Raw genomic sequence first — 22,277 nt, forward strand, 5'->3', positions numbered from 1 at the left:
ATGAGATCGCCGCCTGAAGTCTTTACAATTTAATATTTTACACCTTCTTTTTTTCTTATGACAAATATTGCTATAATTTTTTAGGTTTTACAAGCTTTTCTTTGCTGTATTTTTTTTATTCTCTTAAAATTTTATTGTTATTTCCTATTGTTATCCTTCCGGAAAAAGTTTTTTGACATATGACAAGGATCAACATTTTTTTCCAAATGATATAGTATACTTATTGAGGTTGCATTTTATGGAAATATTAACCAAGGAGGGTTGAACAGTGTCTCGAATATTAATTGTCGATGATAATGATGGCATAATAAATATACTCAAAGTTTTCCTTACAGCTAATGGCCATGAAGTAATGTCTGCTCCAAACGCTTTAGCTGCCATAAGCAGATTGCATCACAATCCTATTCCTGATTTTATTCTTACGGATTATTCCATGCCGCTCATGAATGGATGTGAATTTGTTGGAAAGGTTTTTGAGGATCAGAGGTACAGGCATATTCCTATCGTGATTATGACCGGTTCCATTGTCGACCTCATCGAATTTCCCAAATCTGAAAACTTTTGTTGTTTAATTAAAAAACCATTTATTTTGGAAAAAATCTTAAACATTATTAATCGGCATTTATATCATTCTGCTGGATAATCGCTTCTTGTTTTAATTTTAACATATCGTATTTTTATTCTTCCCGAATAATCTTTCATGAAAAGATCAAAGCTAATTTAATCCCTAACGATAAGGACTTTTCTCCAGTGCCGAGAAAAGTCCTTATCATTCCGTCACCAGGCGTTCCCAGCCCGAATTATTTATTTTGGACCGATACTGTTCAAATCACAAAACGCGGTTCTTATCCAACCCTGAGTACTTTGTTCTTACCTGCAATTTTAGCTTTATACATATTTTTGTCCGCATTGCGGAAGATCTCATCCAAGGTGCTCCCTTGAATATCAGCCACTCCAATACTGACCGTTAAAGGCATTCCATCCTTTAGGAAAGTCTCTTCAACTGTTTTTCTGATACGTTCGGCAATTGTCTCCGCAGCCTGAGCATTAATTTCGGGCAATAAGACAAAAAACTCATCCCCGCCGTAACGTCCGGCAATATCTATATTACGGACACTGGTCTTTAGGATACCCGCAATCATTTTAATCGCTTTATCCCCTGCCTGATGTCCATATCTGTCATTAATTATCTTAAAATTATCAATATCGATCATCAGTACGGAACACTGCACTCCTGTTCTAATCGATTTATTTAAATCCTTTTGGATATGATTTCTAACAAAACGCCAATTGTACAGTCCCGTCATTTCATCTGTCAGAGACAGCTTCACAGCTTTTTTGTGAATTCGATTATACTCTTCCGAGTAAACATAAAGCAAATTTGCAATAAAGAAAAACACCATTTGGAAAAAAATAGCCTTATCCCAATACCCTTGTAACCTGGAGACAGGAAAATAGACCGAATCAGGATACAAACCCTGTATCGTGATCAAGCTCAAAAGAACAAGAAAATAGCTGATGCTGTACCTGCTTTTTAATTTTCCGTTGAGAAACACAACTGTAATTGCCGCAAATACCATACTTAAATATGGTGTAAATCCTGAAATTCCGCCATTCGCAAACCAAAGAGCCGGCGTAAGAAGAAAATTGTCAAATATGACCATCAGCAATATCGCTAAATACTGCTTCCCTAAAAACCTGGAAAGCCAAAATACGCTGGTGTGAAAAAAGGCGGCGGCTATTGAAATCATTAAGTTTGGATGATTGGGATAGATCAGCAAAGAAAAAATACAAAAATTAATCCATAAAATTACCGCCATCAACAAGCAAAAATTCTGCATTACATTTTTGAAATCCACATCTTTCTCTTTGCCTGTTAAAAAATCCATCACTTGACGGTATTTATTCTTTTTCTTCGGCATCCACTAAACTCCTTAAAAAAATCCTCATTATTATGACTCGATCATATGAAAACCGTTAAAACAAAAGATAAACCACGTTTACTTTTCCATGTAATACTATATCTATGTAATACTATAGATGAAGAAATTCAAATATTCAATAATATTCGGCCTCATCTTTTCCACAAAAATACATATTGTTCATTTCTCCTTTCGTTGATCTGTGTTATACTTTAGTATATTTTTAGACTTGAGGTATGCTTATGCAAGAATTTCATCCGGTTAAGTATTTTGCACCAGGTTGGTTTGCCGTTATTATGGGCACCGGCGGCCTGGGCAATATTATATTTTTATGGCAGACTACTTTCCCTTTCTGTAGATATCTAGGCATGGCTTTTGCTTTCTTAGCTGATTCCCTTTATTTTATCGTCCTGCTGCTATGGCTTCTTCGCTGGTTTCTGTACTTCCCCTATGTTACCAGAGACCTCCGTCACCCTATTCAATCCAATTTTTTTGTCACAATGGCTGTGGCCACAACAATTTTGGGCACAAACCTTCACCTCATATGGAACCCCCATTTTAGCCGGACTTCACTTTTCACCATAACTTTCGTTCTTTGGCTGATTTCCATTTTGGGGGTAACTTTTTTTACCTTTTTCACAACCTTTAAAATTATCCGGGATGAGGCTTCTCCCTTACCGGAGACCATGAATTTTTCCTGGATAATGGCTCCAATCGCGAATATGGCTGTTCTCTTGAACGGCAATCCGGTTCTTGCTTTAACAATAGACCTTCGCCCAGCTTGGGCCATGTCTGTTTTCATGACGAATCTCATTCTTCTGGGCATCGGTTTTTTTCTCTTTCTTTTTATCAGCGCCGTGATTTTTGTCCGCCTTATTCAACATCCTTTACCCCCCTCAGAGACTACTCCTTCCTTCGGTATATTTCTAAGCGCAGTCGGCCTTGCCGTTATCGCCATTTTGGATACCGCAAATAATTCTCATCATATGGGCCTGCTCCAGTCAACTGACCTTCTCTTCATCGGTGCCGCCATAATATGGGGATTCGGAGTCTGGATTGTCGGGATCATTACGATCATCTGCATCTATCAGATTCGCAGAGGAGGGATCCCTTTCAACTTAGGTTGGTGGGCTTTCATTTTCCCCTTAGCTGCGTATACCATAAGCAGCCAGAAAATAACAGCCTATTTCTCTTCTCCGCTTACCATCGGCTATACCTTTTTCTTAACCATTCTTCTCCTGAGTCTATGGCTGCTTACCTCCTTTTACACCTTAAGAAATGTCCTTTCAGGGAAAATCTTTCTGGGAACACCGATCAACCACTAACTTCTCGTTCACATTAGTCTAAAAAATCATATTAACATCCTGCTTGCCTGATTCAATCTTACTTTATTGATTCATTTTTAAAAACCTATCTTAAGGGGGCTGTTTAAATGTATAACTTTTTCGCCATTGCCCTGGGAGGCTCCTTGGGTGCTTTGACCCGCTTTCAGCTCGGAATTTGGATCACACAGAAATGGAACCATGCTTTTCCGTTACATACCTTCATCATTAACCTTACAGGCTCTTTTTTCTTAGGCTTTCTTAACCTTTATTTTATGGAAAAAACCAATCTCGACCCTATCTGGAGATTGGCTGTCTGTACAGGTTTTTTAGGAGCTTATACAACCTTTTCAACCTTTAGCTACGAAACATTTAATCTGTTTGAAAGCGGTCAGTATTCCACAGCGCTTTTTTATATCCTCGGCAGTGTTTTTCTTTCCATAATCGGTGTAATGCTGGGTATCCATCTGGCCCGTCTTCTTTAACCGTCAAGTCTTTTGTTCTATTATAAAGTGCAACGAGTGCCGTCGTAAATCTCATCATCTTTTTTACGGACGGTTCCTGTTTTCTATGATCCTGCAAACCTCCGCTTGTATACTTCCAATAGAAACATGATTTTGCTTTGCCAGCTTTTTGCAATCTTCATATTCAGGCTTATATTTAATGACCTTTCCCTGATAGCTGGAAAATTTGACCCTGAGAAGGCCAAAAACAGTATTTATTTCTTCGACATGGCGTTCAAGCTTTACTTTCTCCACAGGAAATTTACGCAATCCTATCGCCGTCGTCTCCCGAAAAACAATTTCAGTGAGGCTTTCTAAATCTTTTTCCCTGGCAAGAACCGACAATTTGACCGCCGGTCGTCCCTTTTTCATGATGATCGGTGTCTTAAAGACATCCAATGCTCCGCAAGAAAAAAGCTCCTCTTCAACGTACGGAAAGTATTCCGGATTCATATCATCAATATTGATCTCCAAAATATAGTTTTCTTCAGCTGATTGTTTTCGGCCCCATAAGACTCTAAGTGCATTAGGAATCTCTAGAATCCTTTTGCCTAAACCATATCCTGTCTTCTCTATAACAAAATCTATTTTATCTGCAAAGGCATTGACATTTTCCGCTAAGATAACAGCACCCGTTGGCGTGGTTGTTTCCTTCATCACTTTCCCCGAAGTTACCGGAACCCCTGAAAGCAGCTCCAATACAGCAGGCACCGGCACAGGAAGTATTCCATGGGCACACTCAACAAAGCCGCCGCCAAGCTCTATTTTGGAGGACAATATTTTATCCGGTTTTAGATAATCCAGACAAACGGCCGCCCCGACAATGTCAATGATAGAGTCTATTGCGCCTACCTCGTGAAAATGCACCTCTTCAATGGTGGTTCCGTGAATTTTGGCCTCGCTTTCAGCCAGCCGGGTGAACATAGCCAGACTTAAATCCCGAACATACTCGGTTAACTTGCTTTTTTTGATGATTTCCCTGATTTCTCCGTAATGGCGCTGCTTGCCCTCGTCTATCTCGCATATGCTCAGGATTTCAACCCTGTTTCCGCATATCCCTCCGCGTTCATCTCTCCTGACCAGAAACTGATACTCATTTGCCAGCCCCAGCTTAGCCAATTCCTTCAGCAAATACTCCTCAGGCACCCCAAGGTCAAGAAGTGCCGCAAGATGCATGTCCCCGCTAATTCCCGCAAAACAATCATAATAAAGTATCCGCATCTAAAGAAGCACTCCTTCTTGATTTCTTCTTCACATTATAACACAGGTGGAACTTTCTGTGATTTTTAGCTTTGTCTCCACTATCCTGTTATCCATCATTTCCAAAAATTTTGATACCAGAAAGGGATCGAATTGGGTCCCGGAATTTTTTGTGATTTCGGTTATCGCCTCATCCTTAGACATTGCTTTGCGGTAAGGCCTGTCATTTGTCATCGCGTCATATGTATCAATGATGGATAGAATTCTGCATTCCAGAGGAATCGCCTCCCCTTTGATCCCTAAAGGATATCCTGCTCCATCCCATCTTTCGTGATGCATAAGGATGTACTTTGAGATACTGTTCAGCTCCGGCAGGGATTGTGCGATTCTATATCCTATTTCACTGTGCCTTTTCATTTCCGTCATTTCTTCTTCTGTCAATGCAGCAGGCTTAAAGAGAATATTATCCGATATTCCAACCTTGCCCAGATCATGAAACTGGGCCAATAGGTCCAGATCATTTATTCTATTTTCCGGTACGCCAAGATACCTCCCTAATTCCATGACCATATTTCTCATCCTGTCGGCATGTCCTTCTGTAATAAAATCCCTGGCCTCCAGGGTCTTCATTAATGCCTTGACCGCATTATTTCTGACACTATTAATATGGTTCAGCTTCTCTCGATACATATGATCATCTGCTTCTTTATACAGTTCGTTCGCTTTTTTGTTTCTGTTATTACAGACAGCATAGCCCATAGAAATATTTAAGAGCAGCTGAGGATTTTCCCTGTTGTACTCATTTGCCCAATTCATAATTTTTCTGCAGATACTGTTGACATATTCTTCCGACTCATTATAAACAAGTACAGCAAACTCATCTCCTCCAATCCGGAATAAATGTTCTCCGGCAGTGGTGGACTGCTTGATGGATTGAGCCGCGGCAATCAGGATCTTGTCTCCTACTTCATGTCCTAATGTATCGTTAATCAATTTCAGGCCATCAACATCACAGATGATGATTCCATAATGACTAAAAATACCGCTCTCCAGCTTAACCAAATTTTGTTCAAAAGAATTCCTGTTCAGGATACCTGTCAGGGGATCATGCAGGCTGATATAAGCTAATTCACGTTCTTTTTCTTTGCGTTCTTTGATTTCAGATTGGAGCTCCTTGATCAAAGATTTATCCTGACAAATCATTACCGTGCCGACAGCGTCCCCTGCCTGATCATGAACGATGGAAACATGAAGACTGATCGGAATCTTTGTGCCAAAATAAGTCCTTCCGTTGATTTCTTCAATCAAGACCTGTTTGTCCTTTGCCGCCTTCTGCCATAAATCATTAAATTTAACCTCAATGATTTGTTCTAATCTACTTCCGGCAAGCTTATTTTTTTCATACCCTAATAATTGACTGCCTCTTTCATTAATTCTTAAAATATTGCCCAGAGGATCAGTAATGATTGCTACGTCCGTGATCTTATCAACGATATCCTCCGGGGAAATTAATGCGGAAATATTAAGCATTTTATACTTGATACTGGTATACAAAATTGCAAAGATGAGAATCAGGAACATAACATAATCCCAGTAGGATGAATATCGCAAGGTATAATGAAGAACCAGATCATTAAATAAGGTCAGAAGTAAAGTGATTATGCCGAAAGAAAACAAAATCCTGATTTGTTTTCTTTCTCTGGCCACTTTAGATTTTTGTCGCCATTTCCATATTACGACCAAACTGATGAGATCAAACATATAGATATAGATGATTTCCAGCCACCAAAAAATTTCCGGAATGACTGTTGCCCTGTTCTCAAAGGTATTAATGAAAATGTTGTATAAACTTAATAATACTCCCGGCAAAAAAATCATTGATCTTTTGCCGACAGTATTGCCCCACTCTTCTTTATGCCCGATAATCAGTGCCATGCTCAAAAGCAGTCCGGGATAATTCAGCCAGGTTAACTCTCCAACCCGAACCAGAAAATAATATATTTGGGGCTCACTCACATTCAGCAAAAACAGCTCCACTAATGTGCCGCCCGTAAACAATAGGCTCATTCTTACAAATAGAAGGTTGAGCTTGGATTTACTGCCGATAATATACGCGTAAACTCCCATTCCCAGATAGATTAATAAAGCCGTATAAATCAATAAAAGTTTAAACATCCTTTATACCCCCCATATTGAACCAAGGGAATACTCTCAAAATAAATAACAGCTCTGCAAGCTGTTATTTGCCGGCCTTAATAGCGGCCTGGCAGTCATTGATACTCTCATATCTTTAGACCCATAGCTTTGCGTCCCTGCATTTCCACAGGTTTGCCCTTAATATTCCAACCCTTTTTATTAAAAATTGGCATTCATTATTTTTCAATTTTTATATTTCGACTTATTTTTAATTTTTCCTTCCTTTTTTGTTTTATTTTTCTATTTTTACTTTATGCCGCTTGCGGGACAATATCCTGTCCCGGAAAAATTACCTTTTCCCGCTAGCGTCCCCTTTTGTCATCAGATAATAAGCGGCAAAACCGGTCAGCAAGATGAGTCCCAAAAGAGAGGCTATGGTTTGAGCGGGAGCCAGATGCAGCTTATGATAAGCCACCTGGTAGCTTCCGATCAGCCCGAAAAAGATAAAAGCGGCGGCAGAAACCAGCTTGATTGTTCTTTCAGGAATTTTTTTGGACATGACCACTCCCACAACTATTCCTATCGCATCCGCAATAAGCATCCCTGTGGTTGTGCCGATCAGGACTCCAAACGGATTGGCCGGAAATTTAGTTGCCAAAGCAATTGTAGCCAATTGAGTCTTATCTCCCAGCTCCGCAATAAAGAAAGCTATGGCCACTGTGGCCACGGCTCCAAAACGTGTCTCTCTTTTGTCTTCTCCCTCTAACTTATCCCCGCGAATAGTCCATAAGCCAAAAAGAATAAAAGACAAGGAAGCAATGGCCTGAACCCAGATATTAATTGCCTCATACCTTGTAATGAAAGTGCCTAAGGCCACTGCCCCGGCATGATTTAAGATCGTTGCAATAAAGACTCCGATCAATACTTTTGACGCTTTGTATTTGGTGGCAAAGGCCATCGCCAGAAGCTGCGTTTTATCCCCCATTTCGGCCAGAGTTACCGCTCCTGCCGATATCAGAGCAGCCAAGATCGTTCCGTTCATTTTTGTCCATCCTTTCAGTTGTCTTATTGTGTCCCGTTCTTCTTTATTTAAAGGCTGAAAAATAAAAAAACTTTTAACATAACCCGATTTAACCCGGATTATGTCAAAAGTCTCGTTAACCTTAAAGGTTGCATGGCCAGATGTTTAATCCATCAGTATGTTGACCCTGCAGTTCATAACTACTCCCTCTTAACTGCTTTATTTTACTATGTTCATGAAAAACATGTCAATAGCATATTCATTGATGCTTTGTTACCACTCGATGGTAATAACCGGTTTAATTAAATCTCTAGGCTTATCTTTCATCAGCATCAAAGCCTGTTCAATTTTTTCAAAACCTACAAAATGATGCGTAACAAGCTTGCCTGGATCTATTCTTCCTGTTTCCATAAGAGAAGCCAGTTTTTCCATCCGCAATCTTCCTCCGGGCATTAAGCCGCCTGCAATCGCCTTATGACTCATCCCGCAGCCCCACTCCGTACGAGGAATCTTAATATAGTCACCTTCTCCCAAGTAGTTCACATTCCCTATTCTGCCGCCTGGCTTCAGCATCCTGATTGCCTGATCAAAGGTATCAACATCTCCGCCCGCAATAATAACTCGATCAACACCCTTCCCCTCTGTCTTTGCCAAAATTTGCTCGACAATATCACCTTCGCGATAATTAATCACATCGGTAGCACCGTATTCTTTAGCAAGTTGAATACAATTGGGCCGAGATCCGACGGCATAAATATGGGACGCACCCCGTATGGCCGTTCCTGCTACCGCCATCAGTCCCACCGGACCGATTCCAACAACCACGACACTGTCACCATATTGGACATCGGCAAGTTCGACGCCATGAAGTCCCGTCGGCACCATATCAGAAAGCATGCAGGCCGCAGCAGGATCCATGCCTTTCGGCAGCAAAGCCAGGTTTCCGTCTGCGTCGTTTACATGAAACAGCTCTCCAAATACGCCATCTTTGAAATTGGAAAATTTCCATCCCGCAAGCAGTCCGCCGGAGTGCATCTGATAGCCGCCCTGAGCCTCCAATGAATTCCAGTCTGGAGTAATCGCCGGAACAATGACTTTATCCCCCGCTTTAAAAGCTCTGACCAGCGATCCAACCTCGACAACTTCTCCGACAGCCTCATGACCAAGAATCATATCATGACGATCTCCAATTGCACCGGCCCAAACTGTGTGTACATCAGAGGTGCACGGCGCAAGAGCAATTGGACGGCAAATGGCGTCTAACGGTCCACAGACGGGATTCTCCTTTTCAATCCAACCCGTACGTCCTATCCCTAACATTGCAAAACCCTTCATAATAAACCACTCCTTTAACTTATTTTGTGTTATATTTCACAAGTTCATTTATTCCTATTATAATCTATAATGTTTAAGTAGTCAATTTATAATTTATTATTATAATACATAATGTTTAGATTTTATTTCGCTGTCATCTCGTTATTTTCAGCTTATATTTATTGATACATAATAATGTTTCGGGCAATAAAGCGGATGTCCAAAAAGCTTTTTTTGTTCTTTGGACATCCGCTTATACAAAGAGAACCGAACCCAAAATCAAAATTTTTTGAGCCAGTCCTCTGATTTTCTTTATTATCCGCGGGCCTTTTCCATAATTTTAATTGCAGACGACAGTCCAATTCCAAAACGGCTGCATCCCGCCTCCATCATTTCGAGCAGTATACTCAAATCTCTGATTCCACCTGCCGCTTTAATTTTAGTTTTATTTTGAATTGCTGCCTTTATCAGTTTAATATGACGAACTGTAGTCGGTTCCGGGAGCCATCCTGTACTTGTTTTGATAAAAGAAACTCCCGCCTCCATAGCGATTTTACTGGCCCTTACGATTTCTTCATCAGTGAGCAATGTCACTTCAAGAATTGCTTTGACAGGTTTTCCTTCCGCAACATCCGTCACTGCTTTGATATCCCGAAAAACAAACTCATCATTTTGGGATTTAAGCTGAGAAATATTAATCACCATATCCAACTCATCACAGCCCATATTTAGCAATTCCTTCGCCTGAAAAACCTTGGCGGCGGTTGTATCACATCCGGACGGAAATCCTACGGTCCCGCCAACCATGATCTCCGGTTCATCCTTTAATTGTTCAATCAAATATGCTGTGAAACTGGGCAAAGCAAAAATACAAATAAATTGATGCGTTTTGGCAGCAGCAATCATTTTATCGATTTCTTCCAGCCTATGATGAGATTTTACACAGCTGATATCTATTATTCTGGGAAGATCAGATACAGATAAATTTTTCATCCTGCCATCTCCCTCTTATTTGTAGCGCCCGCTCATAGAAACCTCAAGCTCATATTGATCTCCAAGGATACTGACTTGATCGACACAAACAGGTTTTTGATCTTTATAACAAATTCGGCGGATACAAAGAAGGGCAGTACCCGGAGCCACGCAAAGCATTTCTGAATCTGTAAAATCAGCAGGCTTTGCATATATTTTGTCTTTTGCCGCGTCAATCTCGATCTGATATTTTTGTTCTAAAAATTGATAAAGCGCTGAAAACTGATTCGTATATTGTTCAATATTGGGAACTGTATGGTAGGGAATGTAATTTTTCATGATCACTACAGGTTTTTCATCAGCCAGTTGGATTCTTTGCACACGTGCCAATAAGTCCCCCTGCATCACTTGGAGTTCTTGCGCCAATTTTTCCGTTGCCCCAACCGTGTCAATATACATACTTTTGGTCCGGACAATATACCCCTTTCTCCTTAACGATTCAGTGACAGAGGTTACTTTGTTCAGATCCTGCTTTGTTTTGAAGTCCATCACTGTGGTGCCCCGGCCTTGCTTAATTGAAACCAAACCATCTTGTGCAAGCAATTCCATAGCACGCCGCACCGTTGAACGGCTGACATGAAAAATCTTTTCAAGCTCAGATTCAGTAGGAAGCAATTCTCCGATCAAATATTTACCCTGTTTAATGTCGTTTTTCACCAGATCATACATTGCCCTATATGAAGGTATTTTGCTCATAGCATAGCCCCTTTTCTTCAATTACCATAATCTTAACATTAAAATCATTCCAGGTGAATAAGCCGTCCAAAGCAGAAAAGATGTCTTATGCTGAATTTTTATTTATGATACGGCTCACCTCTGCTGATCCGGCACGCCCGGTAAAGCTGTTCCAGCAACAGCATTCTCATCAGCTGGTGGGGAAACGTCAGCTTGGAAAATGACCAGCGAAAATCCGCTCTTGCCCGCACCTCATCAGATACGCCCAGTGATCCTCCGATCACAAAGCAAATCCTGCTTTGTCCCTGTAATGCTTTATCTTCAAGAAATTCGGCCAGCCCTGCGGAATCCAGCTGGCTGCCGTCAAGATCAAGCAGGACCACATAATCCTGTGCTGTTAAAGTTTTGAGGATCTTATCCCCTTCTTTGCGTTTAATTTTTTCCTCTTCGGCTTGTAAGCTTTTCTCCGGACATGGCTCATCACCCAGTTCCTCAATTTGGATCTTTAAATAACCGCCAAGACGCTTAAGATATTCCTTGATCCCGTCCTGCAAATATTTCTCCCGTATTTTTCCGACAGCCGTTATTTTGACCTGAAGCATCGTTCTCTCCCCCCTCGCTTTAAACTTTTCCGGACTCTTTTTGTAAAAGCAGGAGCGTAAGGCTTAATCTCTAAAATACAGATAAGATACTTTGAGCAGCATGCAAAAGAAGGGGATCAAAAATTACCCCTGCTCCATTTTCCATAATTTTCACTGCTTCTTTGTGTGTCAGCGCTTTACGGTATGGTCTGTCCTCAGTTAAAGCAACAAAAACATCAGCAATTGTCATCAGGCGGGCTCCTATATCGAGAGCGGAAGAATCCAGACAAAAAGGATATCCCTGTCCATCAAGCCTTTCATGATGGTAGGAAGCCCAACCAACAACATTAGGCGGAAACCCCGCTGCTGTAAGCAGTTTATAAGTATAATAGGCGTGACCCTTAATTATTCTGATTTCTTCAGGCTCAAGTGACTCCGGTTTATCTAAAATAGCGGTGGGAATAGCCAATTTGCCTAAATCGTGCAACAAACCGGCAATTTTGATTTCTTCTTGTTTCTCCTGTTCAAATTCCATCTTCTGTGCCAAAGCCAATACGATATCCGCTACCCGCCGGGAATGCAAAGATGTAAAAGCACTTTTACGGTCAATTAAAAAAGCAAAAGTGCGGGCTAATTCCCAAACAAATTCTTCACCAAACAGATCATCATTAATATCCGAAAGCCGGACCTCAAATTCTCCATGGCCGGCCAACAAACGCCTCAACGATATGTCCAGCAAGTTACCGTCTAAAAGATCAAGCCAAAACGCTTCTTCTTTTGCCAAACGGATAAACATTTGAGCCGGTCGAGAGTAGAACTCCCGATCTATCCTCTCCTGAACATTCCCGATCAGCTTCTGTCTGTCAGCAATGGTATGATTTTTCCTGCCCATAAGGAGATCTACCTTATCAGCCAAAGAAATAATCTGAGATATCACCGGAGGATCACTCAGCGGATCAATCTTAGACCATTCACTTAAAGCGGGAATATCATGATGAAACTTTATCGCCGTTTCCAAAATATCTCCGCCGGGAAAATTCCTGACAATTTCGGCTCCGAGCTCACAGTGTTCTTTCATCATCGCATGATTGTCCCTGTGACAATCCATAAAACAGCCGACCGCTCCAATATCATGAACCAAACCCGCGATAAGCAACAAAAGGAGATCCTTGCCCTTATATCCCATCATCATTCCAATTCTCAGACTGATATAGCCAACCCTTTCTCCATGCCTCTCGCCGATATTTAATTTTAAACCGCGTTTAATTTCATCATCAACAAGCGCTAAGTCCAGAGCGCGGGAGAAGCTCCAAATTCTGCGGATCATTTTTTCCGCCGTATTTAATGACAAAGAATTCTACTCCATTCTTCATTAAAAATGATCTTGATCTATCTATTTTATTGCATTACAGTTGATCAGATAAAAACGATTTTAGTTTATTTTTGCCTGCCTCATTATCGATAACCAAGATATCCTTTATTTAAAATCAGTACAAATATTTACTAGGTAAGTATCCGTTATTTTTGAAAATAATAAAGATGAGGTGAACATGATGAGTAATACAAGTGAAGCAAAAAAACGCTTTTTACAAGAATTGAAAATGGAAGCGGCCAGAGAACTGGGCAGGCTAGAATTTGTCAGAGAAAACAATGACCACTATAAGGGGGATGTTTCTTCCAGACAAAACGGTTCCGAAGGGGGACCGATCGGGGGAGAAATGGTACGGCGGATGGTCCAATATGCCAAAAACAATATCAGCCAGATATAACAAAGGATCAGGATTGATTAATGCGTAAAATCGATGATCCCCTGATCGCTAGAGGTCCGGTCTGCCGGGCCTCTAGCCACATTTAAAAACTTTAATGACCAGCAGGCATATTCTGCCCTGCCTTCAGATTGTTGAATGCTACAGAGATCATCAATTTGATTCTATTCAGCTGATTAACATAGCTTGCTCCCGGGTCATAGTCCACAGGAACGATATTGGCCTGAGGATAACGGCGTTTCAGTTCTCTGACCATACCCTTGCCTGTAATATGATTGGGCAGGCAGGCAAATGGCTGCAAACAGGCAATATTTCCCGCTCCACTATGAATAAGCTCCAGCATTTCCGCTGTCAGGAACCAGCCTTCCCCGCTTTGATGTCCAAGATGCATCACTTCTTTTGCCATCCCGGCCAGCTCATAAATCGTTTTAGGCGCAGAAAAGCGTTTACTGGCCCTCAGGGCCTGTCTCATTATCCGGCGATAATTCTCTATACGCCAAATCAAATAGCGGCTGATCAGCTCCCCTTTCATGTTACCGGAGAGCTTTTCCCGCCGGTAAATCCCGTCATGGGCGCAATAGAGGAAAAAATCGATCAAATCAGGGACAACGGCTTCTCCACCCTCATTTTCGATAATATCCACTATATAGTTATTGGCATAAGGATGAAATTTAACCAGGATCTCACCGACCACACCTATTTTGGGTTTTCTTACATTGCTGATTTCCAAGTGATCAAAATCCTTAATGATCTCACGAATATTGCGGTGAAACTGGCGCTTGCTTATCTTGTTCATTGATGGCTTCAACTCGCGCAGCCACTTTTGCAGCAGCTGATTGGTCTCTCCCTTATTGACCTCATAAGGCCGAACCGCATAAGTCACCCTCATCAGAAGATCTCCATAGACGAGGGCCATCAGACAACGTTTAAGAAGGTCCTTGGTCACTTTGAAGCCCGGATTACTCTCCAAGCCTCCGGCATTCAAAGAAATGACTGGTATCTGCTCCATTCCCTCTGCTTTTAGTGCTTTGCGGATAAAAGCAATGTAATTACTGGCCCTGCACCCCCCGCCTGTTTGTGACATGATCACCGCTGTCCTGGTCAGGTCATACCGCCCTGACTTCAGAGCTGACATAATCTGCCCCACAACGATAATTGTCGGATAACAGGCATCATTATGCACATAACGCAATCCTTCTTCCACAACATTTTGCTCGACATCAGGGAGGACGACCAGTTTATACCCCTCCTGTCTCGTGGCTTCTTCCAATAGTTCAAAGTGAATCGGCGCCATTTGGGGACAGAGAATGGTATACTCTGCTCTCATCTCTTCCGTGAAAATTGCCCTTTGAGAATGCTCATATAATTTAACAGGGGAAATATTTTTTTTCTCCCTTTCCCGCATCGCAGCCAAAAGTGATCTGATCCTGATTCGCACCGCCCCTAAATTATTAATCTCATCTATCTTAACCAGAGTATAAGTCTTTCTGTACTGTTCCAATATTTCCTGGACCTGGTCGGTGGTCACGGCATCCAATCCACAACCGAATGAATTCAACTGTACAAGCTCCAAGTCGTTTCTTGTCGCTGCAAAACTGGCTGCCGCGTACAGCCGGGAATGATACACCCATTGGTCTAACACTCTGAGCGGTCTTTCAACCTCCCCAAGCTGACAAACAGAATCTTCGGTTAAAACAGCCAGACCCAAACCTGTAATCATTTCCGGAATACCGTGATTGATTTCCGGGTCAAGATGGTATGGACGCCCGGCTAAAACAATCCCTTTCAGCTTATTTTCTTCAAGATGCCTCAAGGTCTCTTTGCCCTTCTCCGATATTTCCCTGCGTACATTTTCTCTTTCCGCATAGGCTTTATCAACAGCCTGCTCAACCTCTTTCCGGGATACTCCAAACTGCCTGAATTCCTCATAAACTCTGATTTTCATATGCGGTATACTTTCTATGGGCAGGAAGGGGTACAGATAGGTGATTCCGGCTCCGGACAAATCATCAACATTGGCTTTGATCGCTTCCGGATAGGAAGTCACCACAGGACAATTAAAATTGTTGTTCGCTCCGGAAAATTCCTTCTCATCTCTGGGCAGGCATGGGTAGAAAATAATCTTAATTCCCTTTTTCATCAAGTCTAAAATATGGCCATTCGTTATTTTTGCGGGATAACACAAGGTATCCGAAGATACTGTTTCCATACCCATTTCATATATTTTTTTGGAAGACCGGGATGAAAGCACCACCCTGAATCCCAGCTCTGTCAGTAAGGTAAACCAAAAAGGATAATTCTCATACATATTCAGCACCCGCGGAATGCCGATCTCCCCTCGCCTGGCTTCTTCTTTAGCAAGAGGCTTGTAGTCAAAAATGCGTTTATATTTGTATTGAAACAGATTGGGAATACCGACCGCTTCCATCATGATCCCGCTTCCCCGTTCACAGCGGTTACCGGTAATAAAATCACGACCGTCGGAAAAATGGTTAACCGTAAGCAAACAGCTGTTTCCACAAATTGTGCAGTGCTTTGTTTTTATCTCACTGGTGAACTCTCTAAGCTCTTCCGCTCCCAGTATAGTGGAAACCTTTCCTTCCTCATACCCGTCCCTGGCCAAAAGTGCTGCTCCGAAAGCGCCCATAATTCCGGCAATATCCGGACGCACGACCTGGTGCCCGGTTTCCAGTTCGAAGCTGCGCAGAATAGCATTATTATGAAAAGTTCCCCCCTGCACAACAATTTTTTCACCGATATCCGCAGCTTTGTTCACCCGGATCACCTTAAAAAGCGCATTGCGGACAATGGAATAAGACATACCGGCCGCTATACTGCCGAGATCAGCGCCTTCCTTTTGCACCTGTTTGATTTTTGAATTCATAAACACAGTACACCGGGTTCCAAGATCAACAGGATGAGCAGCATAAAGCCCCTTTTGCACAAACTCTTCAATAGGAAGACTCAATGTTTTGGAAAGAGTCTCTACAAAGGACCCGCAGCCTGAGGAACAAGCTTCATTGAGCATGATGCTGTGAATGACTCCATCCCTGATTTTCATGCATTTCATGTCCTGTCCGCCGATATCAAGAATGAATTGTACTCCCGGCAGAAAAAATTCTGCTCCCTTGTAATGGGCAACGGTTTCAATTTCTCCCATATCTATCTTTAAGGCAGCCTTCAGCAAGGCTTCGCCATATCCGGTCACTGCGGCACAGCCGATTGCAGCCTCCGGAGGCATCTCCTGATACAGGGCCTGTAATGCTTCCCTCGTAGAATTGAGCGGGCTGCCGCCATTACTGCCGTAATGAGAATAAAGCAATTTGCCTTCTTGGTCGATTAGGGCCAGTTTGGTTGTTGTTGATCCGGCATCAATCCCTAAAAAACAATTCCCTCGTGTCTCCTGAAGAGACCCTCTCCGGACTTTGTTCAGACTATGCCGTTCTTCAAATTCAAGGTATTCAAGCTGGTCTTTAAACAACGGCCTCAAAAAAGAATTGGCCGGAGATCCGACACTGAGATTAGTCAGACTGTCATAAATCTTCTGCAGGCAGACCGCCTTTTCACCTTTGGAAGAAAGGGCCGCTCCCTTGGCCACAAATAATTGGGCGTTTTCCGGTACGATGACATTTTCCGGCTCCAATCTCAATGTTACGATAAAACGGTTTCGCAATTCCGGCAGGAAAGACAACGGTCCGCCCAAAAAAGCAACCTTTCCTCTAATGGGCTTTCCACAGGCAAGCCCCGCTATCGTTTGGTTTACAACGGCCTGAAATATTGAAACGGCAATGTCCTCTTTGGCCGCCCCTTCATTGAGGAGCGGCTGAATATCGGTTTTGGCAAAGACCCCGCAGCGGGAAGCGATAGGATAGATTTCCCGGTGTCCTTGAGCGAGCTCGTTCAATCCGGAAGCATCAGTCTTGACGAGAATAGCCATTTGGTCAATAAAAGCACCCGTACCCCCGGCACAAGTCCCGTTCATTCTTAATTCCAAAGAGTCCCCGAAATAGGTGATTTTAGCGTCCTCACCTCCGAGCTCAATGGCTACATCAGTCTGCGGAATGTATTTTTCAACAGCTTTTGCGCAGGCAATCACTTCTTGCACAAAAGACACTCCCAGCTGCTCGGAAATCAGCATACCGCTTGATCCAGTAACATTTACGGTAATATCCGCCGATTGATATTTGTGATATACCTCTTGAACAAGACTGCTGACCGTTTTTAATATATCGGAATAATGACGTTGGTAATGGCTAAAAATCAGGTTGTCCTTCTCATCGAGAATCGCGATTTTAACTGTCGTCGAACCAACATCCAGTCCCATATGAAGCAATTGTGTCATATTTCTTCCCTCATATCCTCTTGCCGAAAATAAAGCCTTCTAATTAAAAAATAATTACTTTTTTATACTCTTTTTAATTATCCGTAATTATTGTAGCATGATTTAATTGGGCGCTAAAGTGGCAATTTTATCATAGCTCCCCTATATCATAGTCTATTCTCATCATTTTAGTAAATGATTTTGCTAAAAAACCTTTAATGGTCAAAAAAATACCGCCAGCCTCAGCGCTGACGGTATTCCTTCAATATATTGATTTTTTTACCCGATCTAAGAGGCCTGAAGCAAGCTGCCTATTGGTCATTAGGTCGACTTCAGCTCCCCTAAAGTAAGATCTGTATTATGATTATTTCCGCCGCGGTAATAACTTACCGAGATCTTATCCCCAACATTGTATTTGAAGAGCTGATGGGTTAATTGCAATGAATTGCTGATTTCCGCTCCATTAATCGCGGTGATGATATCACCGGCTTTAATCCCAGCCTTTTCTGCCGCTCCGCCGGGTTCGACTCCGGAAACATAGCAGCCGACCGGTGTTCCTTTATAAGCGGCATATTCTTCTGTGTACTTTGCTTCAATACTCACCATTAAGGCCGGATGACTGGCATATCCCTTTTCGATCAGCTGTTTGATTGTCGGCAAAGCATCTGAGATGGGAATAGCAAAACCCATTCCTTCAAAACCGGTTTGATTATATTTGGCCGAATTGATGCCCACAACCTGCCCGGAGTAATTCACCAGCGGCCCGCCGCTGTTCCCCGGATTGATCGCCGCATCTGTCTGAATCAAGTTGAAACTGGCCTCTCCCTGCAATTCCAAAAAACGGTCCGTAGCTGAAATGACTCCGTCCGTGACTGTTCTGGCAAATTCCTTTCCACCCGGGTTCCCGATCGCGACAACCGGCTGCCCCGTCTGCAGCACACTGGAATCTCCCAATTGAGCTGCCTGCAAATTACTGGTATCACTTATTTTGACTATTGCCAAATCAGTCTTCGGATCTGCTCCAACCAAGGTTCCGGCAACATTTCTCCCATCGTGGAGAGAGACCATCAGCTTTTCGGATCCATCAATCACATGGTTATTGGTTACGATATATCCGTTTTTCTCATCAATAATAAATCCTGAGCCGCTTCCCGCTTCAGTCAGCCCCGCATTAGCGCCGCCAAAAATATTTCCTGCATATTGAAAATTAGATATGCCAACGACAGCCGGTCCTGCAGTTTTCGCAACATTTACCACCGGAAGGTCTGTTGAACCGGTTCCTGTTGCCGTAATCGGGGGGGTCTCGCCTTGATGCAGCACAACCTTATCACCTGTCCCAATGCTGTCCTGCCCTATGGCTGGGGCAACCTTCACCGCAACAACGCCACCAAAAAATGCACATAAAAGATAAATCAGGATATGCATAAGCAGGGGGGGCTTTTTTCGGTAATAACTCTCCTTATAATTATCCATCCTGGCGGCCTCCTTAAAAAAATGTTTACTCCATGACGATCAATTCATGGGGGATATGCCGGGGTGCTACCCTGATCTTTAATCCGGGACACCTCTTGCTGACCTCAGATTTCTTTAAATAACCATAAACAGTTTTCATTGCGAGCTCCGGTGTATTATTTTCTTCACTCAGGTGCGCAAGCACTACTTTCTTAGTATTGCCCTCTATCCATTTTGCTAAAGCTTCAGAAAGCTGATTATTGCTTAAATGTCCATAATTACTGTTGACCCTCTTTTTAAGAGACCAGGGATACCTGCCATTCCATAGGGCTTCCACGTCATGATTCGCTTCAACAATAAAGGCATCACACCCCTGAAGGTGGGCGTCCATATCCTCAGTTACTGTCCCGCTGTCTGTGGCTATCCCCAAAGCCAGGCGGCCCTCTCTGATTTTAATGCCATAGCTTTCTCTGCTGTCGTGAGATGTCTCAAACAGGTTCACCTGCATACCGGCCAGCATCATCTCCCGCTCGACCACGACCCTCTGTTCTGAGCCGATTTTACCGATAGAACCATTCATCTCCGCCCAGAGGCCGGCCGTTGCATAGATGGGAATACCCAACTTTCTTGCCAAAGGACCTATTCCTTTGACATGGTCGGTATGTTCGTGTGTGACAATAATTCCTTTAAGCCCGGCTGGTTCAATATCCAGTGTGCTTAAATTTTTCAAAATGTTTTTCATGGCAATTCCACAGTCGATCAGAAAACTGCCTTCTTGACCTCCAACAAGGATAGCATTGCCGGAGCTGCCGCTGGCCAATGTGGCAAAGTACAAGGTATTCCCACCCTCTCCCATCAAAATACCATAGTTGTCTTTGTTTTTTCTTAGATTATCAATGTAAAAACGATTACTGAAAGATCGGAATAAACGATGTCCCGATCATCGTAACGCTGATGGCGATAATGATTATTGTGATCATCATCTTATGAACCTTCCTGTTCACCGGACATCCTCCTCAAACATTATTCCCCAATTTTCTAATCTGACAGAACACTTCATCATAAGATGTATTGTCTCCTTGAGATAATTTCCCGGAAATAAGACTGTTTACACCCAATCCATCCTCCCCTGTCGATCCTTCCGGAATAAGCACTACCCTGGGATGAATATCATCCGTAACCAAAACTTCCGCAGTCAGCTGTCCTTTATCAGTCCGCACAATTCCCTTTTCTCCGCTGCTCAGGTTCTGCCCCGCCGCTAACTCGGGATGAATAAAGGCTTTAAATCCTTCCTCGGTCTGAAATTGTGTATGCAGAGCAGTCTCCGGATGAGAAGTCATCAGAATATATGGGTATTCTTGTTCCCTGACCTCTAATCCTGCTTCTTGATCTAAGATCATCCCTGAATTTCTCAGGCTAAAATATTGCTCAATCTTACAGTGTTCGATGTTCTCAATAAACTCTCTAAAGGAAATCAATTCGATTTTACCGCTGGGAGTCAGAAAATCTTTATCTTCCCAGGCGACATTAGGAATATACGAAGGTTTTATTGCCCCATCCTTTAATTTTTCAAGCGTAATTCCCTGCTCTTTTAATGGCTCCAGGATATACTCCAGCCATTCCCGCGGTGATTTTTCAAAATATGAGCCTATCCCCAGCTGCTGAGCCAGCTCCGTAAAAATAACCGGTTCCGGCTTTGTCATATATTGTGGCTCGATGGCTTGCTGACAATACCGGATTTTATTGCTCCATGATCCTGCCAGCAAATCTTCTTCTTCAAAAATTGTTGTAACAGGCAGGACTAAATCCGACTGCCGGGCGGTCTCGCTCATCCGGATATCCAAGGTTACCTTAAAAGGGATATTCTGCCAAAGCTCGCGCCAACGAAGAGAATCCGGCTCTGTAACCAGTGGATTTGTTCTGGTTACAACCGCCATCTGAATTGGCCTTTCCTGCTCCTCTTTCAGCAATTCTTCCGCTATTAGAGCATGGGGGATAGTCCTCCCCCTATAACTGTCCTCTGGCAGGAGAACGGAGTTCAGTTTCCCTTGATGATACTGATGCCCATAGTAGACTCCCGCTCCCGGTTTGCCTATATTGCCTGATATGGCCGCTAAGGCATCAATGGCCCGGACCGTCTGACACCCATTCACATACCGTTGTAATCCATACCCTAAATAAAACATGACCGGACCATGATGGATGATTCTCTCCGCTAACTTTTCCATTTCCTCAACCGGGACTCCGGAAATTTCAGCCGACCTGGCCGGGGGAAATTCTTTGACCAAAGCCGCATACGGCCCGAAATTTTTCACATATTGGCTGGCAAACTCCAGATCCATCCAGCGCTTTTCCAAAATAATATGCGCTATTCCCAAAGCCAATATGCCATCGGTTCCGGGATTTACTCTTATGTACTCATCGGCAAAAGCGGCGCTTTTTACCTTGTTCGGGTTAATAAGGATTATTTTAATCTTTTTCTCCGCTGCTTCCCGCAGAAGAGGAACCAGATGCTTATTCGTTACTGCCGGATCCCTCCCCCAAAGAATAATTGTCCTGGAATTCAGGATGTCTTCCGGATCACTGGAAAGGACAGCCCCAAAATCCTTTTCCTGCGCCCGCAAACCCGCTCCCCAGCACATACTGCCCGAGGGTTCCGTAACACCTCCCAAAGCCTGAAAAAACCTGCGGTCCAGATTGCGTAAAAGCCCGTTATGTCCGTGATCATAAAGATGGAGTATCCCCTGAGAACCCGCAAGATCAAGTGTTTCCTGAATTCTTTTTACGAAGAAATCATAAGCGTCATCCCAGGATATCCGCTGCCAGCCTTTTTTCCTTCGCAAGACAGGAGTTCTCAGTCTTTGAGGGGCAAAAACCATTTCACCCAAAGATCTCCCTTTGGGACAAATAAAGCTATTCCGCCCCATGCTTTCCACATCAGCACGAACCTTTATTCCGTTTTCGCCTGCATCAACCATAAAGCCACACCCATCGGGACAATTGAGAGGACAGGCAGATCTTACTGTTTTCAT

Annotated in this window: 17 protein-coding genes and 1 riboswitch; of the genes, 4 read left to right on the forward strand and 13 right to left on the reverse strand. The window is 42.9% G+C overall.

Annotated features, from left to right (window positions below; genetic code table 11):
• Nucleotides 1–268: 268 nt before the first annotated feature.
• On the forward strand, nt 269–643 hold the full coding sequence (locus SGLY_RS16535) for a response regulator (RefSeq protein ID WP_013626294.1): 375 nt from the start codon (nt 269–271) through the stop codon (nt 641–643).
• A 202-nt stretch (nt 644–845) separates the two neighbouring features.
• On the opposite strand, the gene SGLY_RS17295 is transcribed toward SGLY_RS16535, so the two are convergent.
• Entirely contained in the window at nt 846–1,922 is a 1,077-nt protein-coding gene (locus tag SGLY_RS17295; RefSeq protein ID WP_013626295.1) for a GGDEF domain-containing protein, read from the reverse strand.
• Nucleotides 1,923–2,164: 242 nt separating this feature from the next.
• Between SGLY_RS17295 and SGLY_RS16545 the strand changes: the two genes are divergently transcribed.
• The gene (locus SGLY_RS16545; RefSeq protein ID WP_013626296.1) at nt 2,165–3,247 is read left to right on the forward strand and encodes an SLAC1 family transporter; all 1,083 of its coding nucleotides are present in this window, start codon (nt 2,165–2,167) and stop codon (nt 3,245–3,247) included.
• Nucleotides 3,248–3,354: 107 nt separating this feature from the next.
• Nucleotides 3,355–3,729 carry a fluoride efflux transporter CrcB gene (crcB, locus tag SGLY_RS16550; protein ID WP_013626297.1) on the forward strand — a complete coding sequence of 125 codons (375 nt, stop codon included), beginning with the start codon at nt 3,355–3,357 and terminating at the stop codon, nt 3,727–3,729.
• A gap of 63 nt (nt 3,730–3,792) precedes the next feature.
• On the opposite strand, the gene larC is transcribed toward crcB, so the two are convergent.
• The 8 genes from larC to SGLY_RS16590 all read right to left on the reverse strand — a co-directional run bounded on the left by larC (nt 3,793) and on the right by SGLY_RS16590 (nt 13,057).
• Entirely contained in the window at nt 3,793–4,968 is a 1,176-nt protein-coding gene (larC, locus tag SGLY_RS16555; protein ID WP_013626298.1) for a nickel pincer cofactor biosynthesis protein LarC, read from the reverse strand.
• A 30-nt stretch (nt 4,969–4,998) separates the two neighbouring features.
• Entirely contained in the window at nt 4,999–7,122 is a 2,124-nt protein-coding gene (locus tag SGLY_RS17300) for a histidine kinase N-terminal 7TM domain-containing diguanylate cyclase/phosphohydrolase (RefSeq protein WP_013626299.1), read from the reverse strand.
• A gap of 79 nt (nt 7,123–7,201) precedes the next feature.
• Nucleotides 7,202–7,290, reverse strand: a riboswitch (cyclic di-GMP riboswitch).
• Between the two features lie 142 nt (nt 7,291–7,432).
• Complete coding sequence (locus tag SGLY_RS16565) at nt 7,433–8,125, reverse strand: TMEM165/GDT1 family protein (RefSeq protein WP_013626300.1); 693 nt, start codon at nt 8,123–8,125, stop codon at nt 7,433–7,435.
• A 252-nt stretch (nt 8,126–8,377) separates the two neighbouring features.
• Entirely contained in the window at nt 8,378–9,439 is a 1,062-nt protein-coding gene (locus SGLY_RS16570) for an NAD(P)-dependent alcohol dehydrogenase (protein WP_013626301.1), read from the reverse strand.
• A 294-nt stretch (nt 9,440–9,733) separates the two neighbouring features.
• The gene (gene deoC, locus SGLY_RS16575) at nt 9,734–10,411 is read right to left on the reverse strand and encodes a deoxyribose-phosphate aldolase (protein ID WP_013626302.1); all 678 of its coding nucleotides are present in this window, start codon (nt 10,409–10,411) and stop codon (nt 9,734–9,736) included.
• A gap of 15 nt (nt 10,412–10,426) precedes the next feature.
• Nucleotides 10,427–11,146 carry a GntR family transcriptional regulator gene (locus tag SGLY_RS16580; protein ID WP_013626303.1) on the reverse strand — a complete coding sequence of 240 codons (720 nt, stop codon included), beginning with the start codon at nt 11,144–11,146 and terminating at the stop codon, nt 10,427–10,429.
• 98 nt (nt 11,147–11,244) lie between these two features.
• Nucleotides 11,245–11,727, reverse strand: a complete 483-nt coding sequence (gene rlmH / locus SGLY_RS16585; protein WP_013626304.1) for a 23S rRNA (pseudouridine(1915)-N(3))-methyltransferase RlmH — start codon at nt 11,725–11,727, stop codon at nt 11,245–11,247.
• Between the two features lie 70 nt (nt 11,728–11,797).
• Nucleotides 11,798–13,057: an HD domain-containing phosphohydrolase gene (locus SGLY_RS16590; RefSeq protein WP_013626305.1), complete on the reverse strand. Its 1,260-nt coding sequence runs from the start codon at nt 13,055–13,057 to the stop codon at nt 11,798–11,800.
• 202 nt (nt 13,058–13,259) lie between these two features.
• Here SGLY_RS16590 and SGLY_RS16595 point away from each other — a divergent pair, with 202 nt between their 5' ends.
• Entirely contained in the window at nt 13,260–13,475 is a 216-nt protein-coding gene (locus SGLY_RS16595; protein ID WP_041444872.1) for an alpha/beta-type small acid-soluble spore protein, read from the forward strand.
• A 91-nt stretch (nt 13,476–13,566) separates the two neighbouring features.
• Here the strand turns inward: SGLY_RS16595 and SGLY_RS16600 are convergent, their stop codons facing one another.
• The 4 genes from SGLY_RS16600 to SGLY_RS16615 form a co-directional block, all read right to left on the reverse strand.
• Nucleotides 13,567–17,814: a 2-hydroxyacyl-CoA dehydratase gene (locus tag SGLY_RS16600; RefSeq protein WP_013626307.1), complete on the reverse strand. Its 4,248-nt coding sequence runs from the start codon at nt 17,812–17,814 to the stop codon at nt 13,567–13,569.
• Between the two features lie 300 nt (nt 17,815–18,114).
• Complete coding sequence (locus tag SGLY_RS16605; RefSeq protein ID WP_013626308.1) at nt 18,115–19,266, reverse strand: S1C family serine protease; 1,152 nt, start codon at nt 19,264–19,266, stop codon at nt 18,115–18,117.
• Nucleotides 19,267–19,291: 25 nt separating this feature from the next.
• On the reverse strand, nt 19,292–20,080 hold the full coding sequence (locus SGLY_RS16610; RefSeq protein ID WP_013626309.1) for an MBL fold metallo-hydrolase: 789 nt from the start codon (nt 20,078–20,080) through the stop codon (nt 19,292–19,294).
• Between the two features lie 181 nt (nt 20,081–20,261).
• Entirely contained in the window at nt 20,262–22,277 is a 2,016-nt protein-coding gene (locus SGLY_RS16615) for a molybdopterin-containing oxidoreductase family protein (protein ID WP_013626310.1), read from the reverse strand.

Source organism: Syntrophobotulus glycolicus DSM 8271, assembly GCF_000190635.1.
GTDB lineage: Bacteria > Bacillota > Desulfitobacteriia > Desulfitobacteriales > Syntrophobotulaceae > Syntrophobotulus > Syntrophobotulus glycolicus.